Origin of the sequence: Teretinema zuelzerae (genome assembly GCF_021021555.1) — a bacterium.
GTDB lineage: Bacteria > Spirochaetota > Spirochaetia > Treponematales > Treponemataceae > Teretinema > Teretinema zuelzerae.
On the sequence record NZ_JAINWA010000003.1, the window covers coordinates 933,376 to 956,978 of the forward strand.

Genomic DNA, 23,603 nt, shown 5'->3' on the forward strand with positions numbered 1-23,603 from the left:
GAAGGTTTCATGCTTCAATCGATATTTTATTCGCTCGCGTCCCTGGTCTCGGTGTACTCCTTCGTGTGCCTCCTGCGCATCCTCATGTCGTGGATGCCCCAGCTGGAATACAGCCCCGTCGGCCGCTTCATCGCCGGGCTCTGCGACCCCTATCTCAACTGGTTCAGGCGCTTCTCGTTCACCAGGACGGGAATGGTGGACTTCTCGCCCATCCTCGCGCTGGGAACCCTTTCCATCGCTTCGATGACCCTCACGACGCTCGCGGCGACCGGCCGGATCAGCCTCGGCGTGATTCTCGGCGGGGTGTTGCAGGTGCTCTGGTCCTTCTTCAGCTTCATTCTCAACATCCTGATTCTCTTCCTGATAATAAGACTGATATACGATATCATGAGCCGCTACAGCTACTCCCAGTTCTGGACGATGCTCGACCGCTTCCTGAATCCCCCCATTTCCAAGGTTACCTCCTTCTTCATGCGCGGACGCACCCTGAGCTACCGCATGTCCCTCATTCTGACGCTCGCAGTCATGATAGTCCTCAGAGGCGGTCTGGAAGTAGCGTTCCGGTATCTGCTCGCCCTCCTGTATTCCCTTCCGGTCTAAATGCGCGTACGGGAGATCCAGGTTCCCGCCTCCCGGGTACGGGGGGTAGGCCCCGCAACGGCGAAGCTCCTCGCGAATCTGGGTATTCTCACCGTAGGCGATCTGTTGTCCTGGTGGCCCCGCGAATGGGACGACAGAACGGTCAGAACTTTTTTCTCCTCTTGGTCTGAATCAGCTAAAATAAACGTCCTCGCAAAGGTGACCGCCCATGAGTGGTTCGGCTACGGGAGGATGAAAACCCTGAAGCTCATCGTAGAGGATGCCGAGGGAACGGAAGCGGAACTCGTCTGCTTCAACCGGCCCTTCCTTGAGCGGCTCTATCCGCCGGAAACAGAAATCGCCGTCAACGGGCGCTTTCAGCCGAAATACGGCCGCCTTCAGTCTTCTGCGTTCGATATAGAAGCCGCCGAGGACGCTCCGGCGAAGGTTCTTCCCGTTTACTCGCTCACAGCCGGCATCGCCCAAACGCAGATGCGGAAGATCATCGCGGCGGCCCTCGAAGAATACGGACGGGGAATCGATTCCGAACTGCCGGAAAAAGTGCGGAAATCGGAAGGCTTGCCGGAGAAGGCCGCCATACTCAGGACTATGCACGCTCCCGCATCCATGCAGGAAGCCGAGGCCGCGCGGGACGCGCTTATTTTCGAGGAGCTTTTCTTCTTCCAGTACGCGGTCGGCAAAGGCTCGCTCAAGAGGAGAGGACGCCTTCCGGCCGTCGACTCAGGATCGGCCGAAACCGGTTCAGAAGACGGGAAGCCGAACAGCGGAGAGGCTGCAGGCGCGCGCGAAGAAGCTCCCCTAAGCCCCCTGCAAAAGCATCTTCTTGAGCGCATCCCCTTCTCCCTGACTCCCGACCAACGATCGGTTGCGGACGAAATAAACCGCGACCTCGATTCCGGGCTGACCATGGCCCGCCTCCTTCAGGGCGACGTCGGCTCGGGCAAAACGCTGATCGCCTTTCTCGCGTGCCTGCGGGTGATCGATTCGGGCGGCCAGTGCGCTTTTCTCGCGCCGACCGAACTGCTCGCCCGCCAGCACGCCGAAAACGCGGCCCGCCTCCTGGAGAGCACGGGCGTCCGCATAGCGTTTCTGACCGGCAACGTCAAGGCGGAAGGGAGGACCAATGTGCTGTCCAGGCTCGCCTCCGGAGAAATAGATCTCGTCATCGGAACCCATGCCCTTTTTTCAGAAAGCGTGAAGTACCGCAATCTCGCCCTTGCCGTAGTCGACGAACAACACCGCTTCGGCGTGTTGCAGCGTTCGGCCATACTTGCGAAGGGCCCGGGGGCGGCGGCGGGAAAGGAAACCCACCTCATCATGATGAGCGCGACGCCCATACCCAGAACCCTCGCGCTTTCGGTGTTCGGAGACCTCGACGTCTCGGTGATCAAAACCATGCCGCCGGGGCGCAAGCCGATCGTCACCCATCTGGCGCGGCAGGGAAACGAGCAAAAAGTGTACGACTTCGTCAGGAGAGAGCTTTCGCTCGGGCATCAGGCCTATTTCGTCTATCCCCTGATCGACCAGAACGACGCGCTCGACCTTAAATCAGCCGAACGCATGCACGAACGCCTCTCCCGGGAGGTGTTCCCCGAATACGGTGCGGAACTCATCCACTCGCGGATTCCCGAGGACGAGCAGCGGCGGATCATGGAAAGCTTCAGGCTCGGTAAAACCGGAATTCTCGTGGCGACCAGTTTGGTGGAGGTCGGAGTCGACGTGGCGAACGCGACGTGCATGGTGATAGAACACGCCGAACGGTTCGGGCTTTCCGCCCTGCATCAGCTTCGGGGACGGGTCGGGCGCGGAGACCTCCAATCCTGGTGCTTCCTGGTGTATTCGGGAAATCTGACGGAAGAGGGAAAGGCCCGCATGAAGATCATGCACGAAACGACCGACGGATTCCGCATCGCCGAAGAAGACCTCGTCATCCGCGGACCGGGCGAGATCGCCGGAATCAAACAATCAGGCTACGCCGGCTTCGATCTTGCCGATCCCGTTCGCGACATGAAAATTCTCGAAAAAGCGCGCGCCGCGGCCTTCGCTCTCCTCCTCGAAGAAAATCGGGTTTCGTGATACCATCTCCGCTATGGATAATCGCATAGCACCCAAGTTTTTCGTATTGCCGGCGCTTTTATTCGCCCTCCTGCCGGCCGCGTACCCCTCCGATTCGCCCCGTTTCGACGGATGGAAGCAGGCCTCCACCGATCATTTCAGATTCATCTACGAAGAAGAATCGCTGAGCCAGCTTCGGGATCTGGCCGCCGCGGCCGACGGCATCTGGGAAAAAACCGCCAGGGCCTACAGCCCTCCTCCCGAAAAAACCGATGTATTGATTACCGCAAGAACAGATACGGTGAACGCGTTCGCGGAAGGCACCCGCCACTTCATGGGCGTGTACGCGAACTCCCCGCTTTCGCCCGAATTCGGCTTCCGTGCCGATTGGGCCGAGCTCGTATTCACCCACGAACTCGTTCATATCGCGAATTTCAAATTCCAGGGAAAACAAAATGCGGCCGCCCGGCTTTTCGGCCCCTTCATGAATGTTTTCGATATTATTTCGATTCCCGGCTGGATGATCGAAGGCATTACCACGGTGCTCGAAACCGAGCTCACGCAGGGAGGCAGGGGACGAAGCCCCTTCTTCGAGCTCTACTTCAAGGCCCCGACCCTAGAAAACGATTTTCTCGATCTCGCCGAAATCGGAAAGGAAACCGAGCCGCCCCGGGGCCAGATATACGTCTACGGCTACATCCTCGCCAGAAGCATCGCGGATCGTTGGGGCCTTTCGGCGCTGGCCAAGATTGAGGAAGTCAGAAGAAGCGGGAAATCTTTTTCAGCAAGCGTGAAAGAGGTCACCGGCGAAACGCCGGAACGCATTTTCCGCGATGCCCGGATCGCGCTCGCTAAAAACTACAGCGGCGAACGAACGATTCCCGAAGGAAACATCGTCACTCCGACGAACAAAAACGACTACTACCATATGCCTGCCGCGGTAAAAAAAGACGGAATCATTCTTCTGCGGTCGAGCGAAAAAAAAGATTTCGCCGCGGTCAGATGGGATCCGGCTAAAAAAGAAGAAACAGTCCTATTCGAAGCGCCCTTCGCCGATTCGGCTTCCCTCGCCGCCTGCGACGGCGATCTCGTAGTCGCGGCCCTCAGGACCAACCGCTTCGACGCCATGCCGGGCCTGCAGGTTTCCACAGACTTGTGGACCTGGACTGAAAAAACAGGGCTCGTACAGTTGACGAAAGGAGGAAGCCTCTTCCAGCCGGCTCTGAGCCGCGACGGAAAAAAGCTTGTAGCCGTCGAGCAAACAGGATTCAGGTATCGGCTGACGGAGGTCAGCCTTGAGGACGGCAGCAAGAAAGTGCTGGTGGAACTGCCGGGGCAAAGCTGCATTCAGCCGGCCCTCTCCCCCGACGGCGGCAAGCTCGCTTTTCTGATCCTCGACGGAACGCGGGCCAGGGTTGCCGCGGTAGATATGCCCCGCTACGAATTCGCCTATCCCGTTTCGGCCGCGACCATCGCCGCCGTCGACAACGATAGCGGTCCCATCATCGACGTAGCCTGGCCGCATTGGCAGGCCGACGGCGACCTCACCTGGGCTTCTAACCGAAGGGGACGGCTTGAAGTATGGGAATCTTCGAAAAAGACGAACCGCCCCTGCGTAGCCGATCCGATCGGCGCATTCTGGGCTGAGAAAACCGAAAGCGGAGTGCTCTACGCATCCTATTCCGCGTCGGGAGATATACTCAAAATTCTGCCGGGCGAAAGCTGGGGCACGGTGCCGGACTTCGAAGGCCCGTCCCTCCCCGGCAGGATTATGTCCTTCGGCGGCCTCGTTTCCGACTTCCCCGCCTTCGACGCCTTCCCGGCTCCGGAAACCGAGAGCGATGAAAAAACAGCCGGCGCGAAGATCGAGCCCCATTTCATCGACGAGTCCGGCGATGCGGGGCAGTCCCGATACGCATCAGGCTTCCCTGACGCGCAGAAAGCCTTTATCAATCTCCCGAAGCCTTTTCTCTGGCTCCCGAATTTTTCCTATACGACGCTTCCGGAAGACGAATCCGCCTGGGGAGGCGGAGGATTCGCCCTGTTGACGGGATACCCCATGCAGGCGGCGTCGCGTACGCCGATCGTCGCCGCAGGTGCCGTATACTTCCCGGGCGTCGGACAGGTTCAAGCAGACCTGATTGCCCTTCTTCCCGTCTACACCGGAACGCTGATCGGCATCGCCGGCCATGGATTCGGTTCTATCGATGATGACGGAACAGAGCGCTTTTACGACGGCAACGCGCTCACCCTCTCGTATTCCCTTCCAGTCGCTTCCATACAGAGGGGAAGAGACATCATAGATCTCGCCGCGGTATGCGGATTCGAAGCGGCGCTCGTCAGATATTCAGACGCGGCCTTTTCCCTGAACGAAGGTCCCTCCGGCGCATCGGGCTTCACCGGACGGCTCGGGCTCGACCTCTTCCGCGAAGCTAGCCCCCTTGAGGCCGCGCAGACGACGCTTCGCGCCTCCGGATGGATCATGGCGACAGGGTATGCGGACATGCCGGGAAGAACATTCATTTCAGCGGAATTGGACGGAAGCGGAGCCTGGGGCAGCAGAACCGTGCAGGCCGAAGCGGGCATCAGAACGGCATGGTTCGATCTTCCGGAAGATCATCCGGTTCCGGCTACGCTTGCGCAGCCGGGAGCGTCTGAAACAGGGACGACCTACCCGGGAAGAATGATTTTCCGGACCGCCGTCGTATTCCCGGGCATGGTGAAAACGCGCGTATACGGCGAAAAGCTCTTGCAGTTCGGAAAGAACAGCGCGGGAATCGATACTCCCGACAGGGGAACCTTTTTGAATCTTGGGTTTTCGCCTGAATGGCATCTGGGAGCCGAAGCCGATTTCGAGGCGGGAAGAACGAGAATGGCAGTGGGCGCGGCGTCGGAGCTCGACTTTGAAAGCGGAGAGGGCCGGTTTTCGTCCCTCAGTTTCTATATTACGTGCAAGCTCGACGCGCTGCTGATGAAGAGCGGCTTGTAGCAAACCGCCCTTCGGTCGTCAGTCTCGCTCCGGAATTGTAAGGCTTGACGGGAAACCGTCAGGCCTTTGCTTTTGCCGATTTCTCTACCGCGGCGCCGACGAAGTCCCTGAACAGGGGATGCGGCTTGTTCGGCCGGGACGCGAATTCAGGATGGAATTGAACGCCGACGAACCAGGGATGAGCGGGAAGTTCGACGATTTCAACGAGGTTTCGTTCGGGATTCCGGCCGGTAAGAGCCATTTCAGACTGTTCGAACGAGTCACGATAGAGATTGTTGAATTCGTATCGGTGTCTGTGCCGCTCGACGATGTCGTGGAGCCGGTACGCCTTTTCGGCCTTGCTTCCTTCAGCAAGCACGCAGCGGAATTCGCCGAGACGGAGGGTTCCGCCCAGTTTCACGCCCTGCTGATCCGGCATCAGGTCGATCACCGGATGAGGCGTCTGCTGATTAAATTCCGATGAGTTCGCGTCCGCGAGGGAAAGCACGTTGCGGGCGAACTCGATTACGGCGATCTGCATGCCGAGGCAGATTCCGAAATACGGCACCTTGTTCTCCCGCGCGTAGCGGGCCGCGACCATCATTCCCGCGGTGCCCCGGTCTCCGAAACCGCCGGGCACGATGATTCCCGCGGCCTTGCCCAAAAGTTCTTCGGCCTTATCGAGATCGGTAATCCGTTCAGAATCGATCCAATCGATCTTGACGCGCGCGGAGTGGTGTATTCCGCCTGCCGTAAGGGCTTCCGCTACGCTCAAGTACGCGTCGTGAAGTTCTACGTACTTGCCTACCAATGCGATAGTTATTTCCTTTTCGGGGTGATAATAGCGGCGGACCATTTCCTTCCAGTCCGCGAGATCCGGTTCGCTGTTCGGAAGGTCGAGCAGTGAACAGAGCGTTTTCCCGAGTCCCTCGTTTTCGAGCATCAGGGGAACTTCATATATGGATTTCGCGCTCAGATTTTCGATGATCGCGTTCTGTCCCACGTTGCAGAAAAGGCCGAGTTTTTCCCTGATCGATTTCGTGAGGGGTTTTTCGCTGCGACACATGATGATGTCGGGCTGGATGCCGAAGCCGAGAAGCTCTTTCACGCTGTGCTGCATCGGCTTTGTCTTGAGCTCGCCGCATTCCTTCAGATAGGGCAGCAGGCCGAGGTGGATGAAAATGCAGTTATCCTTGCCTACCGTATACTTGATCTGGCGGATAGCTTCGATAAAAGGGAGCGATTCGATGTCTCCGACGGTTCCGCCGACTTCCGTGATAACCACGTCGGCTCCTGTTTCCTCGCCGGTCTTCAAAATCCTGGACTTGATTTCGTCGGTTACGTGGGGTATGACCTGAACGGTATTTCCCTGGTATCCGCCGGACCGTTCCCGGTCCAGAATGGAAAGATAGACCTTGCCCGCGGTGGTGTTGTTGAAACGGTGAAGAGGAACATCGGTAAAACGTTCGTAATGGCCAAGATCGAGGTCGGTTTCTCCGCCGTCGACCGTGACGAAAACCTCTCCGTGCTGGTAGGGATTCATTGTGCCCGGATCGATGTTGAGATAGGGGTCGAATTTCTGGTTGACGACCTTCACGCCCCGGCTCTTGAGCAGAAGGCCTATGGACGCGGCCGTGATTCCTTTCCCCAAAGACGAAACAACGCCGCCTGTGATAAAAATAAATTTTGCTTTCATGATTCCCCCAGAATATCGCCCACGCACGAGCTTACGCCTATAGCGGCAATTTAAAAAAAAGACAGTCCAGGCGTAGCGCCTGGACTGTCCTCGTCTTTGCGAACAGTTGACTGTTCAACATGCCAGAAACGAGTCGCTTTTTCAAGGGGATATCAGTCCCGCTGCGCATTTTTTCAAAAAAAAATCCGCCTTGATATAGTCGAATCTACTCCTTCCGGTGTATTCTTATCGGGTTTTGGAGGTACTGCAATGGGGCAGACAGTGGGTTTTGACAACGAAAAATACATATCGGAACAGGCATCCTATATTCGCGATCGGATGAGAAATTTCGACGGACGCCTCTATATCGAATTCGGAGGAAAACTTCTCGCCGATTTGCACGCCTCGCGCGTCTTGCCCGGCTATGACCCGAACGTCAAGGCCCGCCTCCTGAAAGAACTTCAGAGCGACGCCGAGATCATCGTCTGCATCCACGCCGGCGCGATCGAAGAACGAAAGATGCGCGCGGATTACGGGATCACCTACGACACCGAGGCAATGCGCCTTATAGACGACCTCGGTGAATGGGGACTGACGGTATCCTCGGTCGTCATAACGCGCTGGCAGGGCGAGCCGGCCGCCAAAGCGTTCATGACCAAACTGCAAAACCGGGGCATCCACGTGTATACGCACAAACCGACCAGGGGATATCCCACTGATATCGACATGATCGTCTCGGACGAAGGCTACGGAGTCAACCCTCGCATAGAGGTAACCAAGCCGCTCGTCGTTGTCACGGGCCCCGGTCCGGGATCGGGCAAGATGGCGACCTGCCTCTCGCAGATCTACCACGACACCCGCCTGGGCCAGCGCGCCCTCTACGCTAAATTCGAGACTTTCCCGATATGGAGCCTTCCGCTCAAGCATCCGGTGAACATCGCCTACGAGGCCGCCACGCTCGACCTCCACGACGCGAACCTTATCGACCCCTTCCACCTCGAGGCCACCGGCGAAACCGCCGTTAACTACAACCGCGACGTCGAGTCCTTCCCGATCCTCCGCGCCATTCTCGCGCGGATCCGCGGCGGCGAGAACGTGTACCGCTCCCCGACAGAGATGGGCGTTAATCGAGCCGGCTTTGCGATCGTCAACGACGAGGTATGCCGTGAAGCCGCCAAGCAGGAGGTCGTTCGCCGCTATCTCCGCTGCGTCAGCGAGTACGCGGTCGGCGTCGCCGACAAGGCCCAGTTCGAGAAAGCCGACTTACTGATGAAAGAACTCTCGCTCACGCCGGAATACCGCAAGGTAGTGCCGGAGGCGCGGAAGGCCGCTGAAAACGCCCTTAAAGCGGCGGAGAGCGGACTGAACGACGAGAGGAAAAACCTGGCCGTATTCTGCGGCGCGGCAATCGAACTGCCGTCCGGAGAAATCATTACCGGTAAAAACTCCACCTTGCTTCACGCGGCCACGGCTGCGATCCTGAACGCGACTAAGTACCTCGCGGGGGTCCCGGACGACATTCCCCTGCTCTCGCCGCTCGTCATCGAGTCGATCGCCAAACTGAAGAGGGAGGTTCTTCACCGGAAGAACGCCAGCCTCGACGTCGACGAGATGCTCATCGCGCTGTCCATCGGCTCGGCCCTCACGCCGATGGTCCAGGTATGCGTTGACACGCTCCCCAGCCTCCGCGGATGCAAGATGCACCTCACCCATGTTCCCACGCCGGGAGACGAAGCCGGTTTGCGGAAGCTCGGGATAAATCTGACCGCGGACACGCTGTTCGCGTCAAAGAGACTTTTCGAAGAATAACGCGAGAATAAAAAAAAGTCCGGTCAATCGACCGGACTCTCTTTCACTGTCCATTAGCTCGCTGAGCTATTCACCTTTCGCAGGGCTTTCGCAAGACTGCGCTTTGAGTTCCAGCGCAGGTTTCCTCTTACTGGGTAATGCCCGTGCGAATCTCATGCGTCGAACCCCATTCGGGATACGCGGTCGAACCGTGCTCGACGATATCAAGCCCGATTTTTTCCTCGTCCGCTGGAACCCGAAGGCCGACGGTCTTTTTCAGAATCGTAAAGAGCACGAAGGTGGTTCCAACAGTCCAGGCTCCGTATGCGAGGACTCCGAGAGCCTGCACGCCGAGAAGGCCGAGTCCGCCGCCGTAGAACAATCCGCCTTCGACGGCGAATAGACCAACAGCGAGCGTTCCCCACACTCCGTTCAAAAGGTGCACGGAAGTCGCGCCGACCGGATCGTCGATCTTAACCACCTTATCGAAGAACTCTACGCCGAATACGATCAGAACGCCGGCTACCAGGCCGATGGCGATCGAACCGTATATAGAAACGTTGTTGCAGCCCGCGGTGATCGCTACCAGACCCGCAAGAACGCCGTTCAAGGTCATCGATACGTCCGGTTTTCCGTAGCGGAACCAGGTAAGGAACATCGTAACTACCGCCGCTGTCGCCGCTGCGAGATTGGTCGTCATCGCGATGTAACCGATGCGGTCGTTGACGGCCACGGTGGAACCGGGGTTGAAGCCGAACCAGCCTATCCACAGAAGGAACACGCCGGCCGCTCCGAGGGGAAGGTTGTGGCCGGGAATGGCCGTAGGCTTTCCGCTCGCGCTGTATTTACCGATGCGGGGACCGAGCACCGCCGCTCCGACGAGAGCCGCCCAGCCGCCGACCGAGTGAACGACGGTCGAACCGGCGAAATCGACGAAGCCGAGAGCGCTCAACCATCCGCCGCCCCATGCCCAGTGGCCGCTGATCGGATAAATCACCAGACTTATTATGAAGCTGTATATTACATAAGCCCGGAACTGAGTCCGCTCGGCCATGGCTCCCGACACGATGGTCGCTGCCGTAGCGGCGAACACCGTCTGGAAGAATATGAACACCCAGGGCGTCAACGCGTCGTAAATCCCGAGCCCCATGGTTTCAGGCCGGAAAAAACCGGTAATGCCGAGGAGGCCGTAAGCCGTCGCGCCGAACATCAGTCCGAAACCGATCACATAATACGCCAGAGAGCCGATCGCGAAGTCCATCAGGTTTTTCATGATGATGTTCGCTGCGTTTTTCGAACGGGTAAAGCCGCATTCCACGAGGGCGAACCCCAGCTGCATGGCGAATACGAGAACCGCCGCGATGAGCACCCAAAGCATATCTATCGATTTTACAAGATCAGCTAATTCCATCTTTCACTCCTTTGCCGTTTTACAAAAAAAAGGGGACAGGCTCACCGGATTGCTCCGGTCTCCTATCCCCGTTGATAGTAAAACATGGCGTTTTTAAAGGGCGGCGTTTCCGCTTTCCCCGGTTCTGATTCGAACCGCGTCCTCGACGTCCGAGACGAACACTTTACCGTCTCCGTGATTGCCGGAGGCGACAAGCTTGCACAATTCGTCGACGATCTTTTGCTTTTTATCGTCCGCTACTACCGTCTCGACCTTGAGTTTCGGCAGAAGGTTTACCGTGTATTCGGTACCGCGATAGATGTGAGTCACACCTTTCTGGTTTCCGAAACCCATGATGTTCGTCACCATCATGCCCGACGCTCCGGAATCGTTGAGAATATTCTTCACAACCTCTAGCTTCTCCGGGCGAATGATGATTTCCAGTTTTTTCATGGCTACCTCCAATTATCGGGGTTATTCCCCGCTGGTCACGACACAAGAGCCGGCGAAGCAGTCTTTAGACCGCGAGCGTTCCGGCGATCACCATGGTTGCGGCGTCGATGAGACGCAGGCCGCGATCCATGCTCGTTTTTTGAAGGAACCGATGCGCCTGCGATTCAGTCATCGCATTCGCCTCCATCAGCATTTCCTTCGCCTTTAGAATAATCAACTTCTCTTCAGCGGGCCGTTCCTTCGGTTGGAAAGCGCTTTTTCCCGCGCTGTCCTGCCGCGAACTTACCGCGCGAAACGCAGCCGAGCGCTCCATCACCTCGATCGCTCCGATCAGATCGGCGGCGCTCATAGGATAAGGAACCAGAAGCATATCGTCCCGGTTCAGGATGTCCCTCTGATGGGACAACACTACGGTCACCAGGGCAAGCCGACCTTCCAGCAGAGTAAACAGGTTTTCCGCGGTCATATCGGGAAACTGAAAGCCGCACACAGCCACCGGACTCGTGCAGAATTCGGACACGCGGATAAGATCGCTGCCGGTCTTGCAGACGTTCTCGATATGGTACCCGGACCGGGTTAAAACCGTCGAAACCCAGTTTGTCAGAATCGGATTGGAAAACGCTAATACTACACTCTTCATACCGATGCCCTGAATTCCTTTAAAGTAAAAAAAAGACGTTTCCACACACAGTGTGCAGAAACGTCTTTGTTTGCTTGCCTCATATAGGTATCCTACTAGACTGAAAAAAAATAGTCAAGCATAAATATACATAAAAATGCATATTTACTGTATATTTATTAACCCGCTGTATAATCAGCACAATATCAGTACCTAAAAAATGAATCGTGCGCAGCCTCCTCAAGCGAAGAAATTGTTTTCCAGACGAGTTTCTGTATTTCAGGGGAGACTTCAACCATATCGGGCACATGCACGGGACGCATTCCCGCGGCATGGGCAGCCCGAAGGCCGGCAGGAGAATCCTCAAACACTACGCATGCCGATGAATCGGATACGCCCAGACGGTCGCGGGCAAGAAGGAAAATGTCAGGGGCGGGTTTACCGGTCGCGACCTCGCTGCCGAATGCAAAAGCGGAAAACCAGGACTCGAGACCGGCCTTCTCTATCATCCAGCGAGCGGAAGGCTCGCTCGTCGATGTCGCAAGGCCGATCGGCACTCCTGCATCGCGCAGGTAGCCGAATAAGGCGCGTATGCCGGGTTTCTCGGGAGGGCCATTCTCATCCATCCGGACTCTCATCCATGTTCTAGTCTGATCGGCGAACTCCTCATAGGGAAAATCGCCGCCCATAGTAGACAGAACCTTTGTCCGGGTGTCTCGATTATTCAAACCCACGCATGAACGGAACAAACTATCGGGCATGGAAAAGCCCCTTTCCGACGATACGGTTTTCCACGCATCGGTGCACAGTCTCTCGGTGTCGAAAAGCAATCCGTCCATATCGAAAATAGCGGCCTGTATCATGGAATCACTATAATAAAAAAAGGGAGAAGACTCCATAGGCCCTCTCCCTCTCTCAAGCGCTGTAATCGGTTTACGCCACGTATGCTTCCAGGCGTCCCATCCTTGAAGGATGCTGAAGCCGGCGTATCGCTTTCTTTTCGATTTGTCTGATCCGTTCCTTCGTCAGATTGAAAAGATCGCCTATCTCTTTCAGAGACATGGGCTTATATCCGTTCAGTCCGAACCGGAATCTGATTACTTCGGCTTCTTTCTCCGTTAAGGTTTCCAAAACAGCGTCTATATCGCTTCTCAGGCTGTTGTCAATCGCTAATTGTTCGGGCTGTTCATAGATCTCGTCTTCCAGAAAATCTCCCAGGCTGCTCGAATCTCTATCGCTGAAAACCGGAGCGTCAAGAGATATCATGTCGCGGGAAATATTTACAATGTCCCGTACATGTTCGTCGGTCATATTCAAAAGCCCTGCTATTTCGGCTATTTCGGATTCCTCAGTGCGGGCGTTCTCGAGAACCTTTCTGGCCTTATCGATTTGAACCAACTCGTTTGCCCTGTTCAAGGGAAGCCGGATCATTCTGGATTTTTCGCAAACGGCCTTGAGTATGGCCTGTCTGATCCACCACACCGCATAGGATATAAAGTGGTAGCCCTTTGTAGCGTCGAAACGCTCGACGGCATTCATCAATCCGATGTTTCCTTCGCTGATGAGATCCATCAAAGGCAAACCCTGATTTTGATATTTCTTTGCTACGTTAACCACAAAGCGAAGATTAGCTTTTACCAGTTTGTCCTTCGCTTCCTTGTCTCCGGCGACGGCCTTCATTGCGTATTCATATTCCTGTTCGCGGGTCAGCAGGGGTATCGAGTTTATATCTTTCAGGTACGTGGAAAGAATATTGTCATCGAATCCAACGCGGCTTACAGTAGTATTTATCATACATTCCTCCACAATTAATCAGTATATATGTCTTTATATAGCAACTTACATGCCAACTTTTATCAATAAGATCACATACAGTGTAGAGAAGGATAACTCTTTACAATACAAAGATTTACAAATAAAACACGTTCGCTTTCCGTGTGCTTCGGTTATAGTATTATTTTGGCAGGTGATTCATTTTGACTCACTCAAAAAAAAACAGGTTACGACTGTATCATTATGAGTCATGCAGCTTTTTTCTTGACCCTCGCCGGTCAAAATACGTATATTTAGATCTGTAGGAGGATTAGAATGAAAATCAAGCCATTGGCAGACCGTGTTCTGGTCAAAACCGAAAAACTCGAAGCAAAGACAGCTAGCGGTATAATCATTCCGGATACAGCACAGGAAAAGACCCAGACAGCAGTCGTAGTAGCCGTAGGCGACGATTCTGAAAAGATCAAAGTATCAGCCGGCCAGAAGGTTATGTACGATAAGTATGCCGGTACAGCGGTAAAAATCGATGGAGAGGACCACCTCATCCTCAAAGCGGCAGATATTATCGCCGTTATCGAAGCCTGATCCACAGGTTCGCTGAACATCAACCTGCCGTAATTCGGCAGGTTTTTTTGTTTAAATCTTCTATTATTTGATTTTTTCCAGCTCGTCCAGTAATTGCCGAGCCTGATAGTTCTCGGAATCCAACTGAATCGCATACCCTAAAATGCTCGAGGCCCGATCTGTTTGGCGCATCAGATACAGAATTCGAGCAGCTTGATAATGCAACACGCTTTTAGTTGCGTCCGATTCGGCAATGTCGGCCGCAAGGGAAAAATCCTCGATTGCTTCAGGATATTTTTTCAATCGTTCGCGAACGAGCGCGCGATTAGCAAGAGCAGGCCAGACAAAATACGCGTCGTCCGCGCAGAGACTGTAGTTCGTTTCGGCGGACTCCAGATCTCCCCGGAGCGAAGCGGCGACTCCTTTCCAAAAGGGATGAGCGAACTCGGGTTCGCTCATCAAAACCGACAATGCGCTGTCCATATCTCCACGGGATGCGAAACACCATCCCGTCCACGACTGTATTTCCGGTTCGTTCGGATATTTTTCAAGAAGAGTCCAAAGGGATGAAAAATAGCGCGCTACGTCCGGAGCGTTTCTGAATTCGAAGCGGATCGACTCTGCTTCTATCCGGGGATCGCGATCTATTACGGAAAGAGCCCGTTCCAACCTCGCGGCAGCTTGTTCGGCTGTGGCGGGAGCATGCGCAAGCTTCCTGCGGATCTCGCGAGTGGTTATTTCCTGTTTATACAATTTCGCTTCGAGAGGATCGAGCAGCGAGACGCTCTCGAAATCAGAAGAGTTTCTTACATATTGCGACAAGGCGGGAAAATAAGCAGGATCGGCGTCGAGAGCCTGTTCAAGATAGGTTTTCGCGATTGATTCGTCTTCCGACACGACGGAAATGGTAAACAATAGAGACGGATCGGACTCAGCCGCGGAGCGGAGAGCCTTAAGCCAGAGATTTTCCGCTTTCCGGACATCTTTCAATAGCCAGGACGCGTCTCCCGCCAAACGCAGAGAAGCCGGGCTGGAACCTTCCCCGACCCGCTCGTAAAAAGCCGAATCGTAGCAAAGCAGCGAATAAAGCTCGTCGTATCCGGAGTCCTCGGCCGCTGCGCCGCTCAAGCCGGAATATTCAAGAAGGCCGACAGCTTCAGCCTTTAAGCCGTTGACAGCGGAGGCAAGAGCCGCGTTTTTCCATGCTGCCGGAGATCCTGTTTCTTCCGCGGCGATTTTCCATGCGGGAATGCTTTTAAAATCGAGAGATCTCCAATCATTCGATGACAGAATTGCGTACGCCGATAAGGGCGCGAATCTGGTTTCAAGAAGCAATGCCGCTGTTCGAGAGGCTTCCGCGCTTTTATTCTGTAAAATCAACGTGTGCAACAGAAGCGCTGTAAGCGTTTCGTTGCCTGGTATAATCGACAATGCTTCAGTTACTGAAGATTCCATGCCGGAAATATCGCTGAGCTGAAAATAGCGCTTCGCGATAGACAGCCATTGAGTGCTGCTTGTCGCGTTCTTGCGCAATTTAGGGAGCAGCTTCGCGGCCTTACGGCTATCATGCTTCTGCATATACCCGTCGAAGGTTTCAAGGTGTCGGGAGAAGTTCCGGGATTGAGAGGGTATCGAACATGAAATAAGCAACAATCCCCACAGGAACAGAATTAAAGGACCTGCTTTGTTCCGCGGGTTTATTGATATCACTTCACCTGATTCTCGGGAATTTTTTTTCTGATGCTGTCCAGCACCGCGTTGATGAATCTGAACGAATCGTCGGAACCGAATTCCTTCGATATGTCTATCGCTTCATCGATGACGATGGAAGGATGCAGGTCTCGTTGAAACAGCAGAGAATAGACGCTCATCCGGAGAATCGCAAGATCGACCCTGTTCAAGCGGTCGAAATCCCAATTCGTCAGATTATCATTGATAAGCGCGTCGATTTCCTTCAAGTGTTCGATTGTTCCGGCAATAATCAGACGGGGAAAAGCAATTCCGTCTTCGCCGAATTTATCCATTCTATCTTCTTCAAGCCAATTGAACTCGAGAAGCTCCGATAAGCTCATTTTATTAGCTTCCCAGGCGAACAGAGCCTGGAAAGCCAGAATGCGACCCTTTCTTCTTCCTGCCATACGATTACCAGGAAAGGGTTTTATCCAAATCCGAACCGCTCTTCAGAATCTGGAAATTATCGGGTTGACGAAGATCGTTGATCACTTGAACCAAAGCTTCATTGACTGCCGCGTTCTGAGACTGCGCGAGCATATTATTCTTGATGTATTCGTACACCGTGACCGTAGTCCCCGGCCTCACCACATCTGATAAATCGAGAATTTTCACGGGGAACTTTTCTTGAACGATAAAACACTGGAAATCGGTATCTGTCTCGGTAATGTCCGACACCTGATTCACGCCCATGTCGAAAATCTTTAGCAGGGCATCCATGGAAATACCGAGATTCTGAGCGGCGGTCGCGTTCTTGTTTATATACAGATCGCCGGCCTGGAAGCCGGAGTTCTCTCCCTGCGCGCGAATCTTCAACTCGGCGGCGGCCGCGGGCTTCGCGGCGAGCTGACGGTGCATTTCTGTGAGTTTCTCGCGGGAAGCGGGAGACGAATCCGCTTTCGGCACTACTACCAGAAAAATCTTCACCATATCCGGCTGAACGAAATTTTGTTTATACAATTCGTAATACTTTCGTATTTCCGTATCTGAAGGTCCGGGAAGATTTCTGAGCTGATCCTGCCGCTTCATAAGAACATAGCGCTGGGCCAGAAGCTGGCTCTTCAGGAAGCTTTTATATTCGACCAGACTCATTCCGTTCTGGGCCTTCATGTATTCATCGAGGGACAGTCCGGTTTTTTCCTTGATCAACTGCGCGAATTCGGATTCAGTTACGTTTTTTCCGAATTGCTGAGAGATCATTTGAATGAAGTTCTGGTTCACTTCCGAGTCGGTTATTTTCAAACCGTCTTTTTCGGCGGCCTGAACAACCAGACGCTCGTTTATCAGCGTGTCGAGCACCTGTTTCCGCTCTTCTACTGTCATGACTCGGCCCAGTTCTTTCTGGAGCGCCTCGACCCGGCTTTTCAACTGCTTAACGGTGATCGGTTCGGTTTTCTGCAGTTTGACGTTTGCGATCGGCTGCAAATCCGATTGCGCAAAAACTGCTCCGCTAACGCAAAAAACAAACGCGGCATATAAAAATAGGCGCTTCATCTATGATCCTCTTTTCCCTGATTTGTATACCAATAACAACAGCGCTTGGCTTGCAAGGTTACCGACGTCACTTTATTAGCACGGCTCGAATGCGGCGAACTCCGGAAGAAGACGACTGCTCCTTCTGGATCTTGAACGTTCCCATGGCGCCGGTTCGTTCCACATGAGGGCCGCCGCAGACTTCCTTGGAAAAGTTCCCGATCGAGTAGACCTTGACCGTGTCCTCGTATTTCTCGCCGAAGAGCGCCATAGCTCCATCGGAACGTGCCTTCTCGAGGGGCATCATTTCCATGGTTACGCTGAGATCGGCTGAAATCTGTTCATTGACGATTTTCTCGACCTGAGCGATCTGCTCGGGTGTCATCGGTTCAGGATGGGAGAAGTCGAACCTCATGCGTTCCGCGGTTATGTTCGAGCCGCGTTGGGCGACGTGATCGCCGAGAACCATCTTCAGAGCTTTTTGAAGTAGGTGCGTCGCGGTATGATACGCGGTGGTTTCATCGGAATGATCGGCCAATCCGCCCTTGAAAACCTGTTCGCTGCCAGCTCGGGAAAGTTCCTGATGCTTTTTGAACGCTTCGTCGAATTCTTCCCGATTAACAGACAGACCGTTTTCAGCGGCTAATTCCTCGGTGAGTTCGATAGGGAAGCCGTAAGTGTCGTACAATTTAAACGCAAGCCGTCCCGACATGATTTTCTGGGGATTTTTGAGCAGATTCGGAACCATCTTCTCGAATTCCGCTTCGCCCTTCTGAAGCGTTACGAGGAATTTTTCCTCTTCAGCGAGGAGTTCCTCGAGAATGACGGCTTCTTTTTGTCCAAGCTCGGGGTACGGGCCCTTATACATATCAATGGCGACGCGAGCGATCCCTCCCAGGAAGGTGCCCTCCACGCCGAGCTTTCTGCCGTGGCGGACAGCTCGCCTGATGAGGCGCCGAAGCACGTAGCCGGCGCCCACATTGGACGGAGACACGCCTTTCGGGTCGCCCAGAATAAAGGTAGCGGCCCGCGCATGATCGCAGATGATCCGGATTGAAACGTCGACGGATTCGTCCGAGCCGTATTTTTTGCCGGTCAGGGACTCGACCGCGCGAATGAAGGGAATAAAGATTTCAGTTTCATACACGGATTTCTTTCCGGAAAGCATGGCGACGGTCCGCTCGATTCCCATTCCGGTATCGACGCAGGTTCTTTCAAGCTTGACGTAGGAGCCGTCTTTCTGCTTGCTGTACTGCATAAACACATCATTCCAGATTTCAATGTATTTACCGCATCTGCAACCGGGCCTGCACTCCGGTCCGCACGAATCCTTGCCGGTATCGATGAACATTTCGGTATCCGGTCCGCAGGGTCCGGTTTCTCCGGCAGGACCCCACCAGTTATCCTCGCGGGGGAGAAAATGAATACGTTCCCGGGGAATGCCGAGGCTATTCCAGATTCCCGCCGACTGTTCGTCGCGGGGAACATCCGAATCGCCGGCGAAGACGGTTACAGAAAGCTTATCTACCGGGATTCCCAGCCATTTGGGATCGGTGAGAAATTCAAAACTGAATTTGATCGCATCTTCCTTGAAATAATCCCCGAGCGACCAGTTGCCCAGCATCTCGAAGCAGGTCAGATGGCTTGAATCGCCGACAGAATCGATGTCTCCAGTTCTGATGCATTTTTGATAGTCGGTTAGTCGTTTTCCGGCAGGATGAGGCTCTCCCATGAGATAGGGAACAAGCGGATGCATTCCGGCGGTAGTAAATAATACGGTAGGATCATTTTCAGGAATAAGCGACTTTCCCGATATCTCCGCATGGCCCTTGCTTTTAAAAAACTCGATGTATTTAGAACGTAATTCGTTAGCGGTCATAGTCTTTCCATACTAGAGAATGCACAGGGATTTGTCAACGAGAAGTATCTGAAGGACGCTCATTGAACAGAAACGGCTGCCTTTACCCGAGTATAACCGGATAAAAACAGCCGTTTACTGGCGGTTTATGCAAAGAACCCGGATTCAGTTATGGGCACCTCGAAAAACTCGGTTAGTTTTCCTCGGTGCCCTTGTAAATCCTTACAGGATTTACACCTATATTAAGGTAGACCTCTAAAAACTGAAGTTTTTAGAGGTGCCCTTATTTCTTTACAGGTCCTTTTTTACCATCAATCTTCTTGGCGGGAGCCTCTTTTTTAGCCGCCGCAGGCTTCGCTTTCGCTGCCGCCGATTTCGTCGCAGCATCAGACTTCTTTACGGCAGGTTTCTTCGCCGCTGCAGGCTTTGCTTTCTCGGCTACGGGCTTAGCTTTCGCTGCCGCCGGTTTCGCCGCAGCATCAGAGGTCTTCGCGGCGGGTTTCTTCGCCGCTGCAGGCTTTGCTTTCTCGGCTACGGGCTTCGCTTTCGCTGCCGCCGGTTTCGCCGCAGCATCACCCTTCTTCGCGGCGGGTTTCTTCACCGCTGCAGGCTTTGCTTTCTCGGCTACGGACTTCGCTTTCGCTGCCGCCGGTTTCGCCGCAGCATCACCCTTCTTCGCGGCGGATTTCTTTGCCGCTAAAGGATTTGCTTTCTCGGCTACGGGCTTCGCTTTCGCTGCCGCCGGTTTCGCCGCAGCATCAGAGGTCTTCGCGGCGGATTTCTTTGCCGACGCAGTGGCCTTGGCGGATGAGGCTTTGGTTTGGGTTTTCGATTCGATAACCGGTATTATCTTCTTCTGAACCAGTTTCCGGCCTTCTTTTTCAGCGTTCTCCAGTTCAATCTGCGCAATTGAGAGAAGGGCTATAGGAACAGAATAAGATGAACAAGAAACGTAATCGAGCCCGGCTTCCATGCAGAACCGGATATTCTCGGGGCGGGCTCCGTGCTCGCCGCACAGACCCTTCGAAAGGTCCGGCCGAGCGGCGGTTCCCCTGCGCACGGCAAGCTCGATGAGTTCGCGTACCCTCGGGTCGAGCACGGCGAAGGGATTTCCGTCGATGAGATCGTACATGGTGTAGTCGGGCATGAAGGAATTGAAATCATCCCGGGACAGGCCGAGCGTAGTCTGAGTAAGATCGTTCGTACCGAACGAGAAGAACTGGGCATACCGGGCGATCTCGCCTGCGCTGAGCGCGGCCGCGGGAAGCTCGATCATCGTACCAATTCGGTAATCGAGAGATTTCGCCTTCAATTCTTCGCGCATGCTTTCTTCGATGGAAACGATGCCCTGATAGGCGTGGCCCTCGATCTTCTTTCCGTAGACGATCTGTTTGAGCTCGCGGAAATTCATCACGATCGGCACCATTATTTCAGGACGTACTGAAACCTTCTCTTTCTGCAATGCCCAAGCAGCCTCGAATATTGCCCGAACCTGCATCTCGTAGATTTCCGGGAAGGAAATGGCGATGCGGCAACCGCGATGGCCGAGCATGGGATTAATTTCGGAGAGAGCGTTGATTTTCTCCTGAATCTCGGTCCTGGAAATCTTCGCTCCCGTTTTCCCCTTCAGATAGGCGATAAAACCGTCGAGTTCAGCGGCATTATGAGGGAGGAATTCATGCAAGGGAGCATCCAACAGGCGAATGGTGACTTCGCGATCGCCCATAGCCTTAAAGATGCCGTAAAAATCCTCTGCCTGCATCTTCTGCAGTTTTTTCAGAACCTTGCTCCGTTCCTGGGGAGATTCGGAAAGAATCATCTCTCGGAAAACGTTGATACGCTTTTCATTGAAGAACATGTGTTCGGTCCGGCACAAACCGATGCCTTCGGCTCCGAAGCGCAAAGCCAGTTCCGCGTCGCGAGGACTATCCGCATTCGCGCGGACATGGAATTCCTGGATAAAGCTTCTGGTCAGGGCTATAAAGTCCAGGAGGCCGGAGGTATGGGGATCGGGCTCGATAAGCACCGCTTTTCCCAGGAAAACCGTTGATTCTCCGTAATACGGAACATTGAGGGTGATATAGTCGCCCTCGTTGATGGTTAACCCGTCGAGAACGGCTTTATTGCCTCTGATGTGCATGTCGGGGCGGACCAGGGAAATCTTGCCGTATTGACGCGCGACGACGGATGCGTGCGCGGAATAGCCGCCTTCGTTGGAAAGCACGCCGGTTGCGACCTCGATCGCCTTAACGTCGCCTGCGTAGGTCGCCGGCATGATAAGTATGCATCGAGTATCCTCGCCGTTCTGCCGGGCAACCCGCTGAGCGTCGATCAAGGAGTCGGCGGAGAAGTACACGCGTCCTACGGCCGCGCCGGGAGCTCCGGCAATGCCGCCCACCGACTTTTTCAGGTCTTTTGTGCTCAGAAGATCGATGACCGGATGCAGGATTTCGTTGAGCTGACCGGGCTTTACGGTCTGAACGACATAGGCGTCGTCCACGATTTTGCGTTTATTGAGATCGAGCAAAAGCTGTATCAGGGAAATGGTGCTCTTTGCTTCGACCGATTTCTGCTCGATCAGCCAGAGCTTGCCGCTTTCGATGGTGAAACGGACCTGTCTGATGTCGCGGCTGTCGTCCTCGAGCATCCATGCAATTTGCTGAAGCTTTTTGAGGCTAGCCGCGTCGATGAGATTGATGTCCTTTCCGACTGCGTTGATGTCGTCGAATTTTTCTTCGAAAAATTTACCCTGAAGCACTTTTTCTCCGGTCACAATGTTGCGGCTGAAGAAAGAACCCGAACAGGAACCCTTTCCATAGTTGCCGTACACCATCGGCTGGACAAGCAAGGCCGTATCGTCGTCGTTCTGCTCGTCGAGCGAAAGAAGAAGACTGATTTCCTTCAAAGCGAGTTCGAGCTGCTGTTCGGGAGAATCGAAAAATCCTGAAGGGAGGAGCGGAGAGTATTTCTCCATTATTTCTACGCCGGAAAGAGACACTTTTCCCGACTTGAGAATTGAGCCTACTTCCGCCATAGCTTTATCCATTGCGGAAACCGTATCGGCTTTTTCCTGAAGCTCGGCCGATTGACGGATGATCGCCAGGATTCCCCTCAGAAGAAACAGCACTTCATGGGCGGCAAAGTTGCTTCCCACCCATTTTTCAAACCCGCCTATCGTTGTCCGGGCTAATCCGAAGTTATGAAGGGTCGGATAATTGGCGATGGCCAGGTTGGGGGAAATTACGATTTTAACCAGCAACGGGTTCTGCGTATCGCCGAATTGCTTTCCGACGAGATCGCTGCAGCGTTTCAGATGCGGGGCCGCGGCCTTGAAGACCGGTTCGCCCTTTAAAAGATGAGCGACCGAGGCGTCGAATATGAAGCCGGGAAGAATCGGCAACCCTAATTCTGCGAATTCATTTGCCTGACGGCCTCGAATACCCAATAGTTTCGGGTCGATTTTCTTGTTGACGGTTTCTTTTTGACTAAAGAAATGAACAGATTTTGGACTTATCATTCCGGTTTCTCCTAGAAAAGATTCATTACGGTGTCTGGGGATCCCTTCAGGAAGGCCTCAAACTGGGGGCTCGCGCCCTGACGGAAGTAACGGGACAATTTTGCCAAATCCTGGATATTTTCCCCTGCTACGCAAAATTGTATACAGCTGCCGTGCTTCACCTTGCCCCATTTGAAGAGGGTGTTGATGTCCACGATGCGTTCGCCGTCGTAATAAATGAATACCTGCAGGCCGGGATACCTGGCGTTGTAACTGCGGATAATCCGCTTCCAGGCTTCCACGTTTCCGTTATGGAAAAGCTCGTTGGACACGACCACAGAAACAAGGGGAGACATTTTCGACTGTCCGGGCATTGCGGGAGCAGCCGGAGCGGGACGCGCAGTCGCGGCAGCGGAAGAAGCGGCGGGGCCTGTTTGCATGACAGCCGCCGTAACAGCCTGCACAGGAGCTCTTCCTTTCGAAGGCGAAACGGTTTTGCCTGCTTTCTTAACCGGCTTTTGTGCCGCGGGCTTTTTCGGAGCCGAGAACGAGAAGGGGCCTGATAATAAAGAAGCGCTTACTTTGACTTTCTTTCCTTCGATCAGCGACATGAGAGCGGGAAGAGCTTCAGCGGCGCTTTTTTTCGCGGCATCGTTTCCCTGGGGAACGCCCGCGTAGAGGACAACCAGTTCGTTTTTTCTGAAACCGGCGATTGCAGACGCGCCTTCGGGGTTTTTCGGATTAATCAGAATAAAACCGAGGTCGGGATGATGATATCCGACAACCAGGTCGAGAGCCTTCCATTTGGACACTTCTGCCGATAATTCTGCAGGAGATTCCGTCACGGAAGAAACATTGCTGGAAAGGACAGAATAATTCCATTTTTCCACAAGAAGCATATTTGCAACGGATTGGGCTTCTTCCGCCTCGAATTCTTTTTTTGAGATCATGGAATTGATCTCGTCAGCGATATTGCGTTTTGGTCCGCAGGCGTCCAGCAGAGTCAACGTCCTTTGAATATGCCGGACCGAAGCATTAAAGCCTTTTCGATCCGCAAGACGTGTATAAAAACCGGGTGATTCGGTCATGATGGTCCTCCTATGTAACTAGTATATTCCCTGTTTACATTATTACGAGAAAAAAAAGCCCCCAAACTCAGG

General features: G+C 54.0%; 17 protein-coding genes. 5 read left to right on the forward strand and 12 right to left on the reverse strand.

The annotated features are described in order from the left end of the window. Positions 1-9: 9 nt before the first annotated feature. The 3 genes from K7J14_RS11365 to K7J14_RS11375 are packed head-to-tail and all read left to right on the forward strand — an operon-like array spanning position 10 to position 5,644. Entirely contained in the window at positions 10-600 is a 591-nt protein-coding gene (locus tag K7J14_RS11365; protein WP_230756260.1) for a YggT family protein, read from the forward strand. Continuing rightward, positions 601-2,676: an ATP-dependent DNA helicase RecG gene (recG, locus tag K7J14_RS11370; protein WP_230756262.1), complete on the forward strand. Its 2,076-nt coding sequence runs from the start codon at positions 601-603 to the stop codon at positions 2,674-2,676. Positions 2,677-2,689: 13 nt separating this feature from the next. Further along, positions 2,690-5,644, forward strand: coding sequence for a TolB family protein (locus tag K7J14_RS11375; protein ID WP_230756265.1), 2,955 nt, complete (start codon positions 2,690-2,692; stop codon positions 5,642-5,644). 58 nt (positions 5,645-5,702) lie between these two features. On the opposite strand, the gene K7J14_RS11380 is transcribed toward K7J14_RS11375, so the two are convergent. After that, complete coding sequence (locus K7J14_RS11380) at positions 5,703-7,319, reverse strand: CTP synthase (RefSeq protein WP_230756267.1); 1,617 nt, start codon at positions 7,317-7,319, stop codon at positions 5,703-5,705. A gap of 249 nt (positions 7,320-7,568) precedes the next feature. Between K7J14_RS11380 and K7J14_RS11385 the strand changes: the two genes are divergently transcribed. Continuing rightward, positions 7,569-9,107 carry a DUF1846 domain-containing protein gene (locus K7J14_RS11385; RefSeq protein ID WP_230756269.1) on the forward strand — a complete coding sequence of 513 codons (1,539 nt, stop codon included), beginning with the start codon at positions 7,569-7,571 and terminating at the stop codon, positions 9,105-9,107. A gap of 127 nt (positions 9,108-9,234) precedes the next feature. Here the strand turns inward: K7J14_RS11385 and K7J14_RS11390 are convergent, their stop codons facing one another. The 5 genes from K7J14_RS11390 to K7J14_RS11410 all read right to left on the reverse strand — a co-directional run bounded on the left by K7J14_RS11390 (position 9,235) and on the right by K7J14_RS11410 (position 13,342). Next, positions 9,235-10,497, reverse strand: coding sequence for an ammonium transporter (locus K7J14_RS11390; protein ID WP_230756271.1), 1,263 nt, complete (start codon positions 10,495-10,497; stop codon positions 9,235-9,237). Between the two features lie 93 nt (positions 10,498-10,590). Next, a complete protein-coding gene (locus K7J14_RS11395; protein WP_230756273.1) occupies positions 10,591-10,929 on the reverse strand; it encodes a P-II family nitrogen regulator in 339 nt (112 codons plus the stop codon). A 64-nt stretch (positions 10,930-10,993) separates the two neighbouring features. Next, positions 10,994-11,569 (reverse strand): ANTAR domain-containing response regulator, encoded by a 576-nt coding sequence (locus K7J14_RS11400; RefSeq protein ID WP_230756275.1) that lies wholly within the window; start codon positions 11,567-11,569, stop codon positions 10,994-10,996. A gap of 185 nt (positions 11,570-11,754) precedes the next feature. After that, entirely contained in the window at positions 11,755-12,411 is a 657-nt protein-coding gene (locus K7J14_RS11405) for an HAD family hydrolase (protein ID WP_230756277.1), read from the reverse strand. Positions 12,412-12,481: 70 nt separating this feature from the next. Then, positions 12,482-13,342, reverse strand: coding sequence for a sigma-70 family RNA polymerase sigma factor (locus tag K7J14_RS11410; RefSeq protein WP_230756279.1), 861 nt, complete (start codon positions 13,340-13,342; stop codon positions 12,482-12,484). A 294-nt stretch (positions 13,343-13,636) separates the two neighbouring features. On the opposite strand from K7J14_RS11410, the gene K7J14_RS11415 reads away from it, so the two are divergent. After that, complete coding sequence (locus K7J14_RS11415) at positions 13,637-13,906, forward strand: co-chaperone GroES (protein ID WP_230756281.1); 270 nt, start codon at positions 13,637-13,639, stop codon at positions 13,904-13,906. Positions 13,907-13,969: 63 nt separating this feature from the next. Here the strand turns inward: K7J14_RS11415 and K7J14_RS11420 are convergent, their stop codons facing one another. The 6 genes from K7J14_RS11420 to K7J14_RS11445 all read right to left on the reverse strand — a co-directional run bounded on the left by K7J14_RS11420 (position 13,970) and on the right by K7J14_RS11445 (position 23,531). Beyond that, positions 13,970-15,340, reverse strand: coding sequence for a hypothetical protein (locus K7J14_RS11420; protein ID WP_230756282.1), 1,371 nt, complete (start codon positions 15,338-15,340; stop codon positions 13,970-13,972). Positions 15,341-15,591: 251 nt separating this feature from the next. Continuing rightward, positions 15,592-16,023 carry a transcription antitermination factor NusB gene (gene nusB, locus K7J14_RS11425; protein ID WP_230756283.1) on the reverse strand — a complete coding sequence of 144 codons (432 nt, stop codon included), beginning with the start codon at positions 16,021-16,023 and terminating at the stop codon, positions 15,592-15,594. A 4-nt stretch (positions 16,024-16,027) separates the two neighbouring features. Further along, positions 16,028-17,110: an MOSP complex formation periplasmic protein, TDE1658 family gene (locus K7J14_RS11430; protein ID WP_230756284.1), complete on the reverse strand. Its 1,083-nt coding sequence runs from the start codon at positions 17,108-17,110 to the stop codon at positions 16,028-16,030. 67 nt (positions 17,111-17,177) lie between these two features. Then, positions 17,178-18,968, reverse strand: coding sequence for an alanine--tRNA ligase (locus tag K7J14_RS11435; protein ID WP_230756285.1), 1,791 nt, complete (start codon positions 18,966-18,968; stop codon positions 17,178-17,180). Between the two features lie 262 nt (positions 18,969-19,230). After that, complete coding sequence (locus tag K7J14_RS11440; protein ID WP_408033987.1) at positions 19,231-22,464, reverse strand: putative PEP-binding protein; 3,234 nt, start codon at positions 22,462-22,464, stop codon at positions 19,231-19,233. 11 nt (positions 22,465-22,475) lie between these two features. After that, positions 22,476-23,531, reverse strand: coding sequence for a hypothetical protein (locus K7J14_RS11445; RefSeq protein ID WP_230756286.1), 1,056 nt, complete (start codon positions 23,529-23,531; stop codon positions 22,476-22,478). Between the last annotated feature and the right edge of the window lie 72 nt (positions 23,532-23,603).

Coding starts and splice junctions, on each gene's coding strand:
- K7J14_RS11440 (WP_408033987.1), bottom strand. CDS start 22,464: ATGATAAGTCCAAAATCTGTTCATTTCTTTAGTCAAAAAGAAACCGTC.
- K7J14_RS11400 (WP_230756275.1), bottom strand. CDS start 11,569: ATGAAGAGTGTAGTATTAGCGTTTTCCAATCCGATTCTGACAAACTGG.
- nusB (WP_230756283.1), bottom strand. CDS start 16,023: ATGGCAGGAAGAAGAAAGGGTCGCATTCTGGCTTTCCAGGCTCTGTTC.
- K7J14_RS11415 (WP_230756281.1), top strand. CDS start 13,637: ATGAAAATCAAGCCATTGGCAGACCGTGTTCTGGTCAAAACCGAAAAA.
- K7J14_RS11445 (WP_230756286.1), bottom strand. CDS start 23,531: ATGACCGAATCACCCGGTTTTTATACACGTCTTGCGGATCGAAAAGGC.
- K7J14_RS11395 (WP_230756273.1), bottom strand. CDS start 10,929: ATGAAAAAACTGGAAATCATCATTCGCCCGGAGAAGCTAGAGGTTGTG.
- K7J14_RS11405 (WP_230756277.1), bottom strand. CDS start 12,411: ATGATACAGGCCGCTATTTTCGATATGGACGGATTGCTTTTCGACACC.
- K7J14_RS11385 (WP_230756269.1), top strand. CDS start 7,569: ATGGGGCAGACAGTGGGTTTTGACAACGAAAAATACATATCGGAACAG.
- K7J14_RS11390 (WP_230756271.1), bottom strand. CDS start 10,497: ATGGAATTAGCTGATCTTGTAAAATCGATAGATATGCTTTGGGTGCTC.
- K7J14_RS11380 (WP_230756267.1), bottom strand. CDS start 7,319: ATGAAAGCAAAATTTATTTTTATCACAGGCGGCGTTGTTTCGTCTTTG.
- K7J14_RS11420 (WP_230756282.1), bottom strand. CDS start 15,340: ATGGAATCTTCAGTAACTGAAGCATTGTCGATTATACCAGGCAACGAA.
- K7J14_RS11430 (WP_230756284.1), bottom strand. CDS start 17,110: ATGAAGCGCCTATTTTTATATGCCGCGTTTGTTTTTTGCGTTAGCGGA.
- K7J14_RS11410 (WP_230756279.1), bottom strand. CDS start 13,342: ATGATAAATACTACTGTAAGCCGCGTTGGATTCGATGACAATATTCTT.
- K7J14_RS11435 (WP_230756285.1), bottom strand. CDS start 18,968: ATGACCGCTAACGAATTACGTTCTAAATACATCGAGTTTTTTAAAAGC.
- recG (WP_230756262.1), top strand. CDS start 601: ATGCGCGTACGGGAGATCCAGGTTCCCGCCTCCCGGGTACGGGGGGTA.
- K7J14_RS11365 (WP_230756260.1), top strand. CDS start 10: ATGCTTCAATCGATATTTTATTCGCTCGCGTCCCTGGTCTCGGTGTAC.
- K7J14_RS11375 (WP_230756265.1), top strand. CDS start 2,690: ATGGATAATCGCATAGCACCCAAGTTTTTCGTATTGCCGGCGCTTTTA.